This is a genomic window from Haladaptatus sp. DJG-WS-42 (assembly GCF_037198285.1).
Classification (GTDB): Archaea; Halobacteriota; Halobacteria; order Halobacteriales; family Halococcaceae; genus QDMS2.
This window is the reverse complement of the sequence record NZ_CP147243.1, coordinates 875,975-891,520: the sequence shown is the minus strand read 5'-3', so window position 1 is coordinate 891,520 and position 15,546 is coordinate 875,975. Positions and strand designations below refer to the sequence as shown.

Genomic DNA, 15,546 nt, shown 5'->3' with positions numbered 1-15,546 from the left:
AAACAGTACCCACGCCACAGAAAACTTATACGAATACCTTAGTGAGGTATCATATCATGCCCTCGCCGCCTACCCGTCGCCGTCTCCTCGCTGTGTGCGCTGGCGCACTCTCGGTGGGGGTCGCTGGTTGTCTCGGAGCTTCTTCAGGGACGCCCGAAGAGACGGACACGCCGCCGCCTGCGCCAGTGCCAACCGACGAGACGCAGACGCCCACGACGAGCACGACCACAGAAGACCAACAGGCGGTGACGGGCGGCGGCCGGTCCCTCGAACTCACGCTGTTCGAACCCACGTACGAACACCTCGGGAAGCGAGTTACACGCGATATCGGCTCGTTTGACGAAGCGACGCAGGTGCTAATCACGGACCTCGTCGAGGAGGGAACCGCCACCAGACAGTCGTACGATGGCCCCGGAATGAACGGCCACGAGTTCGTCTCCACAGGTGACGAGACGTATCACCTGTCGGTCGAAGCGACCGAACGGCAGGAGGCGACCGCACAGCAATTCACTCTCGACGCTATTTCGAAGTGCCCGCGCAGTGCGAAATGGGACGCCCAACGCGCGCGAAACGAAGCGGTTGCCTTCGAAAATCTCTCTGCGGAAGACCAAGCATCGTTCCTGTTTCTCGGAGAAGATACGTTCGCCCAAGAGGGCTGTTTCAGCGCCGGGTACGGCTACGTGTACGACTCAAAGACAGCCGTCGAACAGTCACAACTCATCGATGACGACCCCTCCTTCGTCGAATACGATGCCGAGTACTACGCCATCGAATTCCGCGGGACACAGTCGGTCGAGATGGTCACCTACGAGTACGCAGCAGCCCGGCTTGACGCAGGCTCGCCGACCGCACTCGGCAAGCGTATCGCGCCGTTTGTGGCTGCGACGCTGAACCCGGACGACCTTCCAAGCGAGGAGCGGGCGGTGTTGGACGACCTCTTGGAGAATCACCACTATGACGCTTCAGACCCCGTTCCCGACGCCGCGATGGAACTCAAATTCCGTCTCACTGCAAAGGGACGATGGGGCGAACGAAACCAGTACTACTGTACAATCGAGGAGACGCTCTACAGCGTCAATGTCCAAGAAGTGGTCGCGTGATTTCAATACAAAGCCGCGATTAGATCGCCCCGTTCGAACAGAGCACCACGTCGCCGTTCGAGTAGAGGTTGTCCATGCCCACCCGGCAGAGGCGGTCTTGCGGGATGTTGCGGATTTTCGCGACGCTCGTGTTGCTTCCTTCCGGATAGTTCTGGAAGAACGTCGCTTCCTCGTTCTGGGCCGCGCGATACATCACCACGTCGTGGGTGACGGGGTCTGTATCGTTCACGACGGCCGCATCGGCCATGTAGGTGTCAGAGCGGAAGAACACCGTCTGGTACGGATGGTCCGTGTAGATCACCTCGTTCGGGCGAATCTCCTCTGAATCCGGGCGGCCAGTCATCGTCCCGACTGTGTGGACGGCGTCGAGTTCCTGTTCGGTGTAGCTGAGCCGAGCACGGTCTTGGTCGAAGACCGGGTTGTCGATGGCCCCGTGGCTCGACATAATCATCATCCCCGGGAAGATGAGGACGAACATGAGCATGACGGCGACCACGACCTTCGGATAGAGGTTAAAGGACATGTGCCGGACGCCAATTGCACCCATGATGGCGAGCGGTGCGTAGAGGAACGCGAACCAGCGTTGTGGGATGAAGTTACGAATCCCGAACATCGGCAGGCCAAGCACGAACACGAGCATGATGACGCTCGCGATGAGCAGGGTGAACACCGAGTGTCTGGAGCGCTCGCGGCGCAGGACGTAGAGACACCCGACGATTGCGACAAACAGCAAGAGGAGGAAGCCAATCGTGTCCACGTAGAGCGCGATTTGCTCGACGAGCGTCGGGCCAGAACTGGCTCCGGCAGAGCTTCCCGCTCCGCTACCGCTCGCAAGGTTCAGGAAGCCAGCGGTGTCACCGAGCGTTCGACTCAGATAGCTCAACACCGTTTCGAGGAACGAGTTCCCGCGATACGGGGTGAACGACCACATGAACGTGATGAACCCGGCGTCGAACACGAGCAGCCCCGAGAGGTTTACCGCCGGAGTGAAGCTCACCGCGTCGGGACGGACGGCATCGGGCTTGAACAGGTCGAGGCTTAGGATTATTTGGGCGACGACCGCAGAGCCGACGACCACCATCATGATGAACGACGACACCTGGTGGGTCATGATGAGTGCCATGCTGAAGAACAACAGCAACACGAGGTCTTTGAGTTCGTGTTCAGTCTGCATCACCCGTACCATCGCATAGAGCACGGCGAGGAACAGCAGGAGGCCGTGGCTCGTCGGAATGAGGTGCAGTCCCCATTCGAGCACGTAGTCGCCCACGCCGTAGATGGCGGCGGCGAACAGCGCCCAGCGGGTGGCGACGAGCAGTCTTGTCGTCGAGTAGATGAGCAACACGGCAAACGGCATCGCCAGCCCGAGCGAGAGGTAGAGCGCGTCGCGCAGCGACACCTCGAACAGGATGGCGACCCCGACAACCAGCAGGTGGAAGAACGGCGCAGCGTAGTGTTTGTCATCGGAAATCGCCGCCAGACTGCGCTGTTCGTAAATCGGCCGCGCAATCTGCTCCATGTGCGTCCAGATGTCGATGCCGATGTACCCCGGCGAGGTGAACAGCGCGGAGAGTCGGAGCACGACGGCGAACGTCACAATCTGGGCGAGCAACCACCGCGGGCGGATGTCTTCGTCCGGGGCGAACAGTATCTGGAACAGGATGAGCACCCCGATAATGCTCGACAGGTCGAAGAATATCGAGACACGCCCGCCGCCGAGCGACGCAATCATGATGAGCGCCGCGATACCGGTGAAGACGATGCTCGGGAGCAGTCGTGAGAGGCCAACCGGTAACGTCGGGTGACCTGCCGTGTCGCCGCCTTCGAAGCGCAGCGTCAGCAAGTAGAGGATACACGCCGTCCCGAGGACGAGCGGAATCGTCTTGATATAGATTTGGGAGGCGAAAAAGCGCAGCGGGAACAGCCCAATCGCTAGCAGGAGCCCGAGGATGGCGGCGTCCTTGTCGAGATGCCGGTAGGCCAGCAATCGCTTGAGTCTACCCATGGCGCACCTCCGCCATCGGGCAGGTCACGTCGTGATACACCGACAGGAGCCGGTCGGTCATCTCGTCGATGCTCAGACAGTCGATGGTCTCACGGCCGTCAGAGCGGGTTTCTGCGGCAGAAACCTTCTCCACGGCAGCGGTGAGTTCGGCGTCGGTGTTGCCAACGAAGCTGTTCGCCACCGGTTCGAGCACGTCGCGGGCGAACCCCACGTCGGTCGAGACCACGGGCACGTTACACGCCGCGGCTTCTTTCACGACCATCGGCCCGCTCTCGCGTTTCGAGGTGACGAGCACGAGGTCGCTTGCGTTGAAATAGTACGGCATCTCGTCGTAGTCAACTCCTGAAATCGGTTTGATGGTAACAGTACCTTCCGCGGCGGAGACCACCCGCTTTGCTCGTGGGTAGTCTTTCACGTCGCGGTCGGTCTCGTACGGAAACAGCGCCACGGTTTCGTCTGTGTCCCAACCAAGGTGCTCGCGCGCTTCGGCACGGTCGATGGGTCGGAAGAGGTCTGTGTCAACGCCAAAGGGGATCACTGTATGCTCGATGTCGAGGCGTTCAGAGAGCGTCTTCGAGGGCACGACCACCGCGTCGGCGTAGCGAGCACACTGCTCTGAAACCTTCTGGAGCCACGTCGGCCCCATGAGGTCGGTGCCCCAAAACGTCATGACGACGGGGCGACGCGGCTGGGCGAGCGCGAACGGGGCTGTGAGGCCGAAGTTCGCATGCACCACGTCTGCGCCATCAAGGGAGGCTTTGAGCACATCGGGGACGTATTCGAGCAATTCGCGCGGGCCGCGGCCACCGGTTTCGGGCCGGGGAATCGCGCGAACAGGGGCCGAAATACCCCGCGATTCTAAGCCCTCAACTTGCTGGTCGAAAAACGGGCGCGGGGTCGTGACGAGTTGGAGGGCTTTCATGCGGTCACCTCGCGTAATTGCTCGCGGATGACGTCGGTCGTATCGACCTTGTCCGCGAGGAGGGATTCGCGTTTTGCCGCCCAGTCGGTGTCGCCTTCGAGGAGCGAGACGGCCGTCTCGAGTGCCTGCTCGTGGCGATTCTCGCCGTTGCAGTTGAACAGGAGGCCGTACGCCTCGTCTAATTCGTCAGTGTAGCCCATAGTGAGGGAGTTTACGTAAACGGCGGGCGTGCCGAGCACCGCACTTTCGGCGGCCATCGTCGCACCCTCGCCGATAAATAGGTCGGCTGCGCCGAGCAGGTGGTGAATTTCGTGGGGAGCCACCGAAATCTGCTTTGCGGCGAGCGCGTCGGGGAAGTCGCCCTCTGCGGTGATGACGACTTCTGCGCCCGCGGCTTCGAGCCGTGAGACGACTTCTTCGACATCGTCGAAGCCGCCCTTGCCCATGTCGTGGGACGCGCCCCACTCGATGAGTCTGAGGACGACCAACTTGTCGTCGGTTTCCGCGACCTCGGGCACTTTCGACTCGTCCACCTCGAAGCGGTCGGGGTGGAGGTAGGCGAGTTCGTGATAGCTCGGGTAGCGCCGTTGGTGGGGGCCAATCGTGTCGCGGTAGCAATCAGGGGTTGCGATGCGGTGGGCGAACGGGTAGGCAAGCCCCTTGATGATGGTTGCGTGTTCTGTGTCGTAGAACACGAGACTCTTCGCGCCGACGAGCCGTGAGACGTGGGCCGCCGCCACCCCGCCGATGGCGGTGATGACGTCGGGTTCGATGTCGCGGGCTCGGTTCAGGAGGCGCGCCTCGTAGACGGCTTGCACGCGGGCGAGTTGGGAGAGGCCACTGCCCGTTCCCGCGAGCACTTCGTGGTCGATGTCGAAGCGGGAGAGCAAGTCGAGGGCCATCTCCTTGTCGCGGGCGAAGACGTGGACTTCGTGGCCGTCGTCCTCCAACTCCGCGATTGCGTGGCGGAAGAAGTGGACGTGAGCCGGATGTTGGATAGTAACCATCACCCGCATCAGGCGGGCACCTCCAGGTGCTCATTTGCGGCGTGGTCGAAGCTAATCGCAAGCAGGACGAACAGCGTTGCGAACAGCCCCGTCACGATGGTCGTGGCGAACGCCACGAACGCGGACCCCGCGGTAAACAGGGTCACGAGGGTTGTGAGCAGGAAAATGCCCGTCAACCCGAGCGTGCCGATGCCCGCGAGGTAAAACAGCGCCAGCGGGTGAAAGCCCGTCACGAGGTATTTTTTCTTGAGTCGGGAGAGGAAGTTCCGGAACAACATGCCAGACACCTTCGGGATGTAGCTGGTGTAGTCAATGGAACTCTCCTCATCGCCGTACTCTGCGGGCATCGCCACGTCGGCGACCCGCATGTCGTGGATGTTGAGTCGCACCAGAAGCTCGTTGCAGTAGCCGTAGTACTCGTAGAGGCTTTGAATGTCAACGGCTTCGAGCGCGTCGTGGCTGATGGCGGTGTAGCCGTTCTGTGAATCGGCGATTTGCCAGTAGCCACTCGCAATTTTCGTCAGAAACGAGAGCAGCACGTTTCCGACGAGCCGAAAGCGAGGCATGGCGTCCAGAAACGCGGGCTCTGCGAGCCGGTTTCCTTTCGTGTAGTCTGCCTCTCCGGCAACGATGGGATCGAGAAGGTCGGTGAGTCGGTCGGGGTCCATCTGGCCGTCGGCGTCCAACGTAGAAGTCACGTCAACGCCGTCTTCCAGCGCGCGGCGGTAGCCCGTTTTGAGGGCACCACCGGCTCCCCGATTGATTTCGTGCTGTATCGGGACGACACGACGGTCGAACGCGAGGCCACCGTCCGCGACGCGCGCCGTATCTGCTTCGGCGCGGTTCAGGCGGGCTGCTGCCTCACGAATCTCCGTCCACGTTCCGTCTGCGGAGGCGTCATCGACAGCGTAGATGCGGTCAACGTATTCGGGAATCTCGTCGATGACGTCACCGACGAAACCCTCCTCATTGTACGCTGGCACGACAACGCCGACCGTGTGCCCCCGATACATGTTCAGACCCTCCGGAAGGTAAACTCCTTGTCAGCCGCAGCCGCTGGGTCGAAGAAGTTGTCCACGTCGACGACCACTGGGGTGCCGGTCATCTGGCTGACCATGTCACCGAGGTCGATGTCCATGAACGCCGTGTGACCGGTCGTGAGGAGGACACCATCGACGTCGGCGAAGTCGAGTTCGTCCTGGATGTCGATGCCGAAGGCCTCGCGCATCGCAGCTGGGTCCGCGTGTGGGTCGAACCCGGCGATGTCGATTTGGTACTCGTCGAGCGCCTCGATTATCTCCGTGACCTTCGAGGTGCGGATGTCTGCGACATCCGGCTTGTACGAGAGGCCGAGGATGAGGATGCGGCTGTCTTTGAGGACTTTGCCGCTCTCGTTGAGCGCCTTGATGGTCTGGTTTGCGACGTGAGCGGGCATGCGCTCGTTGACCTCGCGGCCCGTGAGCGTCAGGTCGGGCGAGACGCCTTCCTGTTCTGCGCGGTAGGCGAGGAAGAACGGGTCAACGGGGATGCAGTGACCACCGACGAGGCCGGGGCGGTAGTCGTGGAAGTTCCACTTCGTCCCGGCGGCTTCGAGCACCGCGTGGGTGTCGAGGCCAATCTTGTCGAAAATCATCGCGAGTTCGTTCACGAGTGCGATGTTGATGTCACGCTGGACGTTCTCGACGGCCTTTGCGGCCTCTGCGGTCTCGATGGAGGCGGCCTTGTGGATGCCTGCGTCCACGACGGTGCCGTAGAGGTCTGCGAGGTCGTCACAGACGGCGTCGTTCTGGCCGGAGACGATTTTCACGACCTGCGCGAGGCCGTGTTCTTCGTCGCCGGGGGTTGCGCGTTCTGGGGAGTAGCCAACGAAGAAGTCCTCACCGTTGCGAAGACCGGATTCGTCTTCGAGGGCGGGGATGACGACGTCGCGGGTCGCGCCGGGGTAGACCGTCGATTCGAGGACGACCGTCGTTCCGGTGGACATGTGTTTGCCAACGGTGCGCGCGGCGCTCTCGACGTAGTCCAGATTCGGATTTTTCAGGTCGTCGATTGGCGTCGGGACGGCAATCGTGACGTACTCGGCCTCGTTGATAGCCGTCGGGTCGGTCGTGAACGCGACTTCGCTCGCTGCGATTGCGTCGTCGCCGAGGTCGCCAGTGGTGTCCGTGCCATCGTTCAGGGTTTCGACCTTCTGTTCGCTGATGTCGAAGCCGATAACGGTGTGACCCACGCGGTCGAACGCGACAGCGAGTGGGAGGCCAACGTAGCCGAGGCCGACGACGGCGATGGTCGCACCGTCTGTTACGTCCGCATTCTGGGTGGCGGCCGACTGTTGGATTTCGAGGTCGTCAACTGTGGAGTTCATGCTGTCGCCTCCGTGGTTGGCTCACCGGACGAGCTGAGGCGTTTCAACGCGAGGACGATTCCGACCACACCGACAATGGTCAGGAGTTTTTGTTTTGCTTTCATGGTTCTCGATCTCCCGTGCCGGGGGTGTCCCCAGCAGTCGGGCTCTGTACTTCGCTCAACTGGCTAACCTCCTTATTATACGGCAGCTAAGGCGCTGACCGTGTGATTGCTTACCGCGGCTTTGCCCCTCCGTAAGCCGTTCCTGCGCACGAACAGTGCAATATTTGCCGGTTAAAATCAGGTTGTCTCGAATCCTGGTGTTTTGAACGCTTAGAAACGGTTTTACAACCGAATTAAACGCTTGAAACACGACGTAACCTACTGCAATCACCGGCCCCCTTTATCGTGGAACCACCGGTAGAGTGGAGTAACCATGAGCACCCAACCCCAGAACACCGACGCCGCTCTCTCGTCGGAATTTGGCGGCGACCCCACAGAAACCGTCACCCCCCTCTCGAAAGACAACACGTTCCACCTCCTCCAGAACGAACGCCGACGCATGGCTCTCGCGTACCTGAACGAGCAGACGGGCACCGTCGAGATGCGCGACGTGGCAGAGCAGGTTGCGGCGTGGGAAAACGACACCACCGTCCAACAGCTGCACTCTGACGAGCGCCAGCGCGTCTACATCGCCCTCTACCAGACCCACCTCCCCAAACTCGACGACGAAGGCGTCATCGAATACAACCAGAGCCGTGGTCTCATCGAGACGACGCCCCACGTCGCAGACCTCTGTGAGTACATCGACATCCCCCAACTCGCAGCCGAGGCCGACGCTGACACCACCGCTCCAGTTGAGACCGACTCGTCAACCGCACCGCTCGGTGACTACGAGTTTGAGTGGAGCGACTACTACCTCGGCCTCTCAGGGCTGAGCACACTCACGCTTCTTGCCTCCTCTGCAGGCCTCATTCCCGCCTCGATTATTCCGCAGTTTGCGATAGTTGTCCTCGTCGTCACCGCGTTCGCCTTGAGTGCGGCAGGGCAGGCGGTCATGGCCCGAATTGCGTAACTGCGCTCCGTTTTCACGCCGACTTTCTTCGCTTTCGTATCTACTAATCATTACATTCGCGTTTCCTTATATTTTCCAAAAGACTAATACGAGAAACAGACCATCTGTAATCTGTGACGGTTGGGGCTTCCAGACGAAATATATTAACCTCTCACCACCTTTGAACCAGTAATAAAACGGTTCCGTCGTGGGCACGGTACATTTAGGGGCCAATCAATCACCGTTGCGTGGACGCGATTACAAACACAATGAACCACAATTCACGGCACTCCTGGACGGGTTGGCTACTCGCCAAGAGCGCCGGGTTTTCGCTGGTAACGCCACGTCGAGGCAGTCTGCGGGCAGGCTGTTTCGCTGGAGGGCAGCCCGGGTATGAAAACTGAGTCAGTACGACACGTCGTGTTGCTTTTTATCGCCTGTGCCGTTCTTTTCTCTGGCTTTGCCGGGGGGGCCGTTGCCACGACCAATCAGCAAGAAGCCGCCGCTAGCATAACGAACGTAACGCACACCGGCGCAGGGATCGTCGAAACGAAAAACGGGACGACGTACGTCTGGCAAGCGGATGCACAGGCCGTTAACGTGACCTTTACGCCGAGTGCAGACACCCAGAGCTATCGCATCTGTCTGTCACAAGTCGAATCTGGCGACGGGACGACAACGGAACTCGCCTGTAGAGACAAATCAACACAGAACTCTGCAGGCTCGGTGTCGTTGTCCGTGGCGAATCTCAGTGCACAGACAACGGGACCACACGACCTCAAAATCGACCTCTACAACATCCAGTCATTCGATCGCAAACTCCTCGACACGAAAACCATCCCGATTTACGTGATGCAGAAAGGCGGCGATGAGGATGACGACGGCCTGACCAACGAGAAGGAGGTCGCACTCGGCCTCGACTACACCGCCTCTGATACAGACCAAGACGGCCTCACCGACGGTGAGGAGGTCACGCAGTACCAAACCATCGCCAACAAGGACGATTCAGACGATGACGGTGCCCGCGATGGCATCGAACTCCAGCGCGGGACAGACCCGCTCAACCCCGACTCTGACGGTGATGGCGTCACCGACGGTGAGGAGTTAGAGGTCACCGACCCACTCGACGCAGATACGGACAATGACGGGCTGACCGACGGGGAAGAACGGTCGCTCGGCACCGACCCGACGCGCGTCGATACCGACAGCGATGGACTCGACGACGCCACCGAAGCGAAGACCGATTCAGACCCACTCAACGCAGATACTGACAGTGACGGGCTCAACGACGGCTTAGAATCGAGGCTGGGGACGAGCCTGCTCATCACAGACACCGACGGCGACGGACTGTCAGACCAAACTGAGTATTCCTGGGGGACAGACCCACTCAACGGTCTCACCGTTTGGATGCTCGGAACCGGGACACTGCTTGGCCTCGGTGGCATTGCCGGGCTCGCGTGGTGGCAACGCGAAGAGGTGATTCCGGTCGGCGCGGCCAAAGACTCGCTCAGTCCGGCCGTTCCGGCAGAAGCCGCAGACGCAGGCCCCGACCCCGAACCCGTAGAGACGGACGAACCGGCCATCCCAGACGCAGACCTGGTTCCGCCTGATAAATTCATCAATCAGTTGCTCACCCAACGCGGCGGGCAGATGAAACAGACGGACATCGTCGATGAGTCGGGCTGGTCGAAGGCCAAAGTCAGCCGCGAACTCTCGAAGATGGAAGAAAACGGCGCTATCAGCCGCTTCCGTATCGGGCGTGGCAACATCGTCACGCTCTCCGGTCACGAGCCGGATGCCGCAAAATCACAGCTCGAAGACTGACTGCTTTTTTGGACAGTTTGCGGCCTGAATGCCATCGTTGTTCATGAAACGCCGCTCTCACGCCCGCGAGTGGTAAGCTTAGATGATAAATAAACGGCCGCTTAGCCGGTGTATAGTAAGGGAGGCATAGTCGGAAGGGTAGTTCAAGGGTCGCCCACTGGCCCCACCCATCCATGCAAATGAACTCATCCAATTCATCCATGAACCGACAGCCAACCTCCGCCACGACTGCGGCCGTTGTCTCCCCGCAGCCCTCCGCGTGGCTTCTGACAGCCCAATCGAGACAGCCACGTGCCCGAGCTCATGACGGGAGGGTCGGATAATGTGTGGCATTATTGCCCGCATCGGCAGCGACGATGCATTCGACGACATCCTGACCGGCCTCGAAAACCTCGAGTACCGCGGGTACGATTCGGCCGGAATTGCCATCCAGAACGGTACGGGCATCAAAATCCGCAAAGAAGCCGGTGAGATTTCGGAGCTGAAGAACCTCATCGGGAACAACGCCCCGAACGGCAACGCCGGAATTGGCCACACGCGCTGGTCGACCCACGGCGAGCCGACGCAGGACAACGCCCACCCCCACGAAGACTGCACGGGCGACATTGCGGTTGTCCACAACGGCATCATCGAGAACTACGAAGCCCTCCGCAACGAACTGAAGGCGAACGGTCACACGTTCACGAGTCAGACGGACACGGAAGTCATCCCACACCTCATCGAGGAGTTCAAAGCAGACGGCCACACGACTGACGAAGCCTTCCGCAAGACCATCCGGAAACTCGAAGGCAGCTACGCCATCGCCATGCTCCCTGAGGGCGAAAAGAAGATTTACACCGCCCGACAGGGATCGCCGCTGGTCGTTGGCCTCAACGACGGCGAGTACTACATCGCGAGCGACGTTCCGGCGTTCCTCGACTTTACGGACAAGGTCATGTTCGTCGAGGAGGGCGACGTGGTCATCGTAGACGAAGACGGTGTCGAAGTCACCGACCTCGCAGGCAACCCAATCGAGCGCGAAGTCGAAGAAGTCGATTGGGACGCAGAGGACGCAGAGAAAGACGGCTACGACCACTACATGCAAAAGGAGATTTTCACGCAGCCTGAGGCACTCTCGAAAACCATCAAAGGCCGCGTGGACGTCGAAAACGAGCAGGTCACGCTCGAAGACTTCCCTGCAGGCGCATTCTCTGACGTAGACCACATCCAGTTCGTCGCGTGCGGCACGTCGTATCACGCCGCGATGTACGGCGCACATCAACTCTCAGAGGGCGGCGTCCACGCCCAGCCGTTCCTCGGCAGCGAGTACAACGGCCAGTCGGAACTCCTCACGGAGGACTCGCTCGTCATCGCCGTCACCCAGAGTGGTGAAACCGCAGACACGATGAGCGCGCTGCGCCTCGCCAAAGAGCGCGGTGCCCGCACGCTCGCCGTGACGAACGTCGTTGGCTCGTCGGCTGCCCGCGAAGCAGACGACGCGCTGTTCATCCGCGCCGGTCCCGAGATCGGGGTCGCCGCGACCAAGACGTTCTCCTCACAGGCGGTCACGCTCACGCTCCTCGCAGAGCGCATCCTCGAAGACGTAGACGGCGGCGAGCCAACCGCAGACCGCAAAGAGTTGCTCCGCGGTATCGAAGAACTCCCGCGCCACCTCGACCAGGTGTTAGAGGCCACCCGCGCAGAACCGCTCATGGCGGACTACGTCGACGATGAGTCGTTCTTCTTCATCGGTCGTGGCCTCGGCCACCCGACGGCGTTAGAAGGCGCGCTCAAGTTCAAAGAGATCACCTACGAGCACGCAGAGGGCTTCGCGGCGGGCGAACTCAAACACGGCCCGCTCGCGCTCGTCACGGACAAAACGCCGGTGTTCGCCATCCTCACGGGTGAGAAAGACGAGAAGACGATTCAGAACGCAGAGGAAGCCGCCGCTCGTGGTGCGCCGGTCATCACCGTTGGGAAGGAGCCAAGCGCCGAAATCGAGGTTGCAGATGCACACCTCGCGGTGCCCGACACCCATCCAAAACTCTCGGCGCTCCTCTCTAACGTGCATCTCCAGTTGCTGTCGTACCACATGGCCGCGACCTTAGAGCGGTCTATCGACAAGCCACGGAACCTTGCAAAGAGCGTCACGGTCGAGTAATCAGCAAGAGCTCTCAGGAGGGACTACAATGAAAAAAGAACTATTCGGTGTGTTCGGCGACCGGGACGACTTCACGCGCTATCGCTCGGAATACGAGTTCGACCGCGTGCTCAGTGGCGACGTTGTCACCGTCGGTGTCAGAGACATCGGCCTTGGCATCGACGGCCGCACGTCCATCTACAACGGTGACGACGGCCTCTGTGTCATCTGGGGGGAAGTGTTCCCACCAAATCCGGTCACGAAGCCACCGGCAGAGTGGCTGTTCGAGCGCTACAAGGCAGATGGTGACGAGGCCTTTGGCGAGAACAATGGCTCGTCGGTCATCCTCATCGAACACGACGGCGAGGCGAAAATCGCCGTTGACACCATTCGCTCGTGGGAGGTGTTTTACACGGACGCACCCGGTAAGCGCGTATTCGGTACCGACGCCTCGCAGGTCGCACGCCCCATCCAGACGCCGGAAGTCACTCAGAAGTCCCTCTATGAGTTCCTCCACCTCGGCTTCGTCTTAGACGGCCGAACCGTCTTCGACCAGCTTCGCCGCGTGCCCTTTGATGGCTACCTCACCGAGACGAGCACGGAGACGCTTCGCCGGTTCGTCTACGAGCCAGAGGAGTTCGATTACGCAGAAGAACTCGCTCGCCGCCTCCAGCGCGCGATTCGTCGGCGTTCGCACCTCCCCGGTCGCAAAGGCCTTCTGTTGAGTGCAGGGTACGACTCGCGCTGTATCCTCTCGCAACTGCCCGAAATCGACGAGACGTTCACCATCGGCACGACGGGCACGCCCGAAGTCGAGGTGGCAAAGCGTCTCGCAGACCAGTACGGCGCGTCTCACTCGGTGCTTGAAACGGACGACAAGTATCTGAACACTGGCGACGAGGTCATCAAACACACCAACGGCGTCAAAGAGTCGCTGCACATCCACCACGGCGGCTACGACGACGAGATGCAGGTCGATACGCTGTTCCACGGCCTGCTGTTCGACACGCTCTTGCGCGGGCACTTCCTGCCCCGCGATGGCATCGAGATATTAGGTAAAACCGTCCCGCGCGAGCGCCTCCAGCCCGACCCAGACCCAATCGAGCACCTCGCGACCACGCTCGGGATGTTCAGCTCCAACGAGAGTTTAGACCTCACGAGCGCGTCGGTGGACGCAAACGACGCCTCAACGTTCATCCGCGAGCAGATTCGCTCCGAATACGGCCGCTTCACCGACCGGTGTGAGACGGTGTACGACGCCATCGAACTGTTTACCGTCCGCGCGATGCCGACGCAGGCGTTCCACACACACCTCGCGTCGAACTATCTGGACGCCTTCATCGCCGCGGACAAGGAACTCATTGAGTGGCACCTGAAGACGCCGCCGGAACACCGCAACGAGCAGACGTACCTGAAGGCGCTGCGCAAGCTTGACCCGGACATCCTGAAACACCGGCCGCCAGACCGCCCACACGACTCCTCGCAGTTGAACGAAGTCGAAACGTTCCTCCGGCGGGTCGTCCCCGGCCTCGAAGCCGCGGGCAACCCGTGGCCAGACCGCCGCGTCGTCTACGACCGGTACAACTTAGACCAGAAGCTGTTCCCCGGCTACAAGTCGGTGCACTCGCTGCCCGTGCGGATGAAACTCCGCATCAACGACATCAGCCGGTGGATGCGGCTTTCGACCAGCGAATCCCAGCTGACCCCAGAAGAGGTCATCGCCCCGCCGCGCGTCTGATTCTGCAGCATTCATCCCGGTTGTGTTCGCACAGCTGGCGGAGCCTGTGCGCTTGCCCGTACTCTCACCCTGAGTCACTCTGGCGTCGTTGTGTTCGCCGTATCCGTCGTGACTCGTTCGACTCTGACGCGGAGGATGCGGTTGTTTTCGACCGCCCCAACAGTCACCCGCAGCCCGTCGTAGGTGAGTACTTCGCCCGACTCTGCGGGTCTGCCCAATTCGTTGTAGATGAACGCGGCAATCGTCTCTAACCCGTCTTCGGCCGGGAGGTGTGCGTCGAGTGCGCGATTTACGTCTTCGATTTTCGCGTCGCCTCTGGCTGTGACCGACCCTCGGTGAAGGGTGGCGATTGCTTGCTCTTCGTCTGCGTCGAAGATTTCACCGACGATTTCTTCGACGATGTCCTCCGCCGTGAGCAAGCCTGCCGTCGTCCCGAACTCGTCGATGACGACGGCCAACTCCAGTCGCTCGTCTTGGAGGTCGGTGAGCACCTCGTCTATTTCTCGCGCCTCGAACACGTGCAGTACGGGTCTGACAAAGGTGGAAAGCGGGGTGTTCTCATCCTGGTTCCCGACCACGTCACGGAGGTCTACGTAGCCGGTGATGTGATCGATGGTGTCCGTATACACGGGGACGCGCGTCACCCGCTCTGTCGCACAGAACGAAACGACGTCCGCACACGAGGTGTCGAGTGGGACGCTCAAGACCTCGACACGCGGTACCATCACCTCGCGGGCCGTGATACTCGAAAAGCGAAAAATCCGCTGAATCATCTGCTGTTCGTCGCGGTCGAGAACACCCGCACGACCAGCAGACCGGACGAGTGCTGTGATTTCTTCTCGCGTCACCGCGGGAGATTCGTACTCCGTACTCCCGCCGACGAGGGCTGCAATCGCGCTCGTCAGCAGTTCAAAGCTGACGACGATGGGGTAGAGCAGTTTTTGCAGCGTGGCAAGCGGTCGAGACACCCGCAGTGACCACGATTCGGCGTTCGCGATGGCGTAGGACTTCGGCGTAATCTCCCCGAACACGAGAACGACGAAGCTCACGAGGATGGTGGAGACGGTGATGGCAGACCCGGAGGGGAGCATCGTGACCAACAGTCCCGTCGCCACGCTCGCGGTGGCGATGTTGACGACGTTGTTTCCGACGAGAATCGTGACAAGGAGTCGGTGTGGATTGTCACGCAGTCGATTGAGCGTGTGTATTCGAGTATCCTCGTCGCCGGGGGACTCTCCACCTTCGACTTCGAACTTGTGGTCTTCGAGCGAAAAGATGGCAATCTCCGCAGACGAGAAGAATGCGCTTGCAAGCACCAACACCACGATTGCGAGGAGGCCAGCGAGCGTGAGCGCAGTGATGACGACCATAGGTCAGGTTTGTCCGGGGCAGGTAAAAACTCAGGTAACCGACTCGTCTTGCTATCCAACT

At 60.6% G+C, this 15,546-nt stretch carries 11 protein-coding genes; 5 read left to right on the top strand and 6 right to left on the bottom strand.

The window, feature by feature from the left end:
* The first annotated feature begins 56 nt into the window (after positions 1-56).
* On the top strand, positions 57-1,100 hold the full coding sequence (locus tag V5N47_RS04970) for a hypothetical protein (protein ID WP_338729754.1): 1,044 nt from the start codon (positions 57-59) through the stop codon (positions 1,098-1,100).
* A 19-nt stretch (positions 1,101-1,119) separates the two neighbouring features.
* Here V5N47_RS04970 and V5N47_RS04965 read toward each other — a convergent pair whose 3' ends face one another.
* Genes V5N47_RS04965 through V5N47_RS04945 form a run of 5 tightly spaced genes read right to left on the bottom strand, consistent with a single transcriptional unit; the run spans position 1,120 to position 7,399 of the window.
* Positions 1,120-3,105, bottom strand: a complete 1,986-nt coding sequence (locus V5N47_RS04965) for a DUF2206 domain-containing protein (protein ID WP_338729753.1) — start codon at positions 3,103-3,105, stop codon at positions 1,120-1,122.
* Positions 3,098-4,027, bottom strand: coding sequence for a glycosyltransferase (locus V5N47_RS04960; RefSeq protein WP_338729752.1), 930 nt, complete (start codon positions 4,025-4,027; stop codon positions 3,098-3,100). The genes V5N47_RS04965 and V5N47_RS04960 overlap by 8 nt, the downstream gene beginning before the upstream one ends.
* Positions 4,024-5,043 (bottom strand): DUF354 domain-containing protein, encoded by a 1,020-nt coding sequence (locus tag V5N47_RS04955; protein ID WP_338729751.1) that lies wholly within the window; start codon positions 5,041-5,043, stop codon positions 4,024-4,026. The genes V5N47_RS04960 and V5N47_RS04955 overlap by 4 nt, the downstream gene beginning before the upstream one ends.
* Positions 5,043-6,047, bottom strand: a complete 1,005-nt coding sequence (locus V5N47_RS04950) for a glycosyltransferase family 2 protein (protein ID WP_338729750.1) — start codon at positions 6,045-6,047, stop codon at positions 5,043-5,045. The genes V5N47_RS04955 and V5N47_RS04950 overlap by 1 nt, the downstream gene beginning before the upstream one ends.
* Before the next feature lie 2 nt (positions 6,048-6,049).
* Positions 6,050-7,399 carry a nucleotide sugar dehydrogenase gene (locus V5N47_RS04945; RefSeq protein ID WP_338729749.1) on the bottom strand — a complete coding sequence of 450 codons (1,350 nt, stop codon included), beginning with the start codon at positions 7,397-7,399 and terminating at the stop codon, positions 6,050-6,052.
* Between the two features lie 417 nt (positions 7,400-7,816).
* On the opposite strand from V5N47_RS04945, the gene V5N47_RS04940 reads away from it, so the two are divergent.
* From V5N47_RS04940 to V5N47_RS04925, 4 genes are all read left to right on the top strand, one after another.
* Complete coding sequence (locus V5N47_RS04940) at positions 7,817-8,455, top strand: hypothetical protein (protein WP_338729748.1); 639 nt, start codon at positions 7,817-7,819, stop codon at positions 8,453-8,455.
* Positions 8,456-8,827: 372 nt separating this feature from the next.
* Positions 8,828-10,258 (top strand): hypothetical protein, encoded by a 1,431-nt coding sequence (locus V5N47_RS04935; RefSeq protein ID WP_338729747.1) that lies wholly within the window; start codon positions 8,828-8,830, stop codon positions 10,256-10,258.
* A 322-nt stretch (positions 10,259-10,580) separates the two neighbouring features.
* On the top strand, positions 10,581-12,398 hold the full coding sequence (gene glmS, locus V5N47_RS04930) for a glutamine--fructose-6-phosphate transaminase (isomerizing) (protein ID WP_338729746.1): 1,818 nt from the start codon (positions 10,581-10,583) through the stop codon (positions 12,396-12,398).
* Between the two features lie 28 nt (positions 12,399-12,426).
* Positions 12,427-14,115, top strand: coding sequence for an asparagine synthase-related protein (locus V5N47_RS04925; protein WP_338729745.1), 1,689 nt, complete (start codon positions 12,427-12,429; stop codon positions 14,113-14,115).
* 74 nt (positions 14,116-14,189) lie between these two features.
* Here the strand turns inward: V5N47_RS04925 and V5N47_RS04920 are convergent, their stop codons facing one another.
* Positions 14,190-15,485 (bottom strand): hemolysin family protein, encoded by a 1,296-nt coding sequence (locus V5N47_RS04920; protein ID WP_338729744.1) that lies wholly within the window; start codon positions 15,483-15,485, stop codon positions 14,190-14,192.
* Positions 15,486-15,546 lie beyond the last annotated feature (61 nt).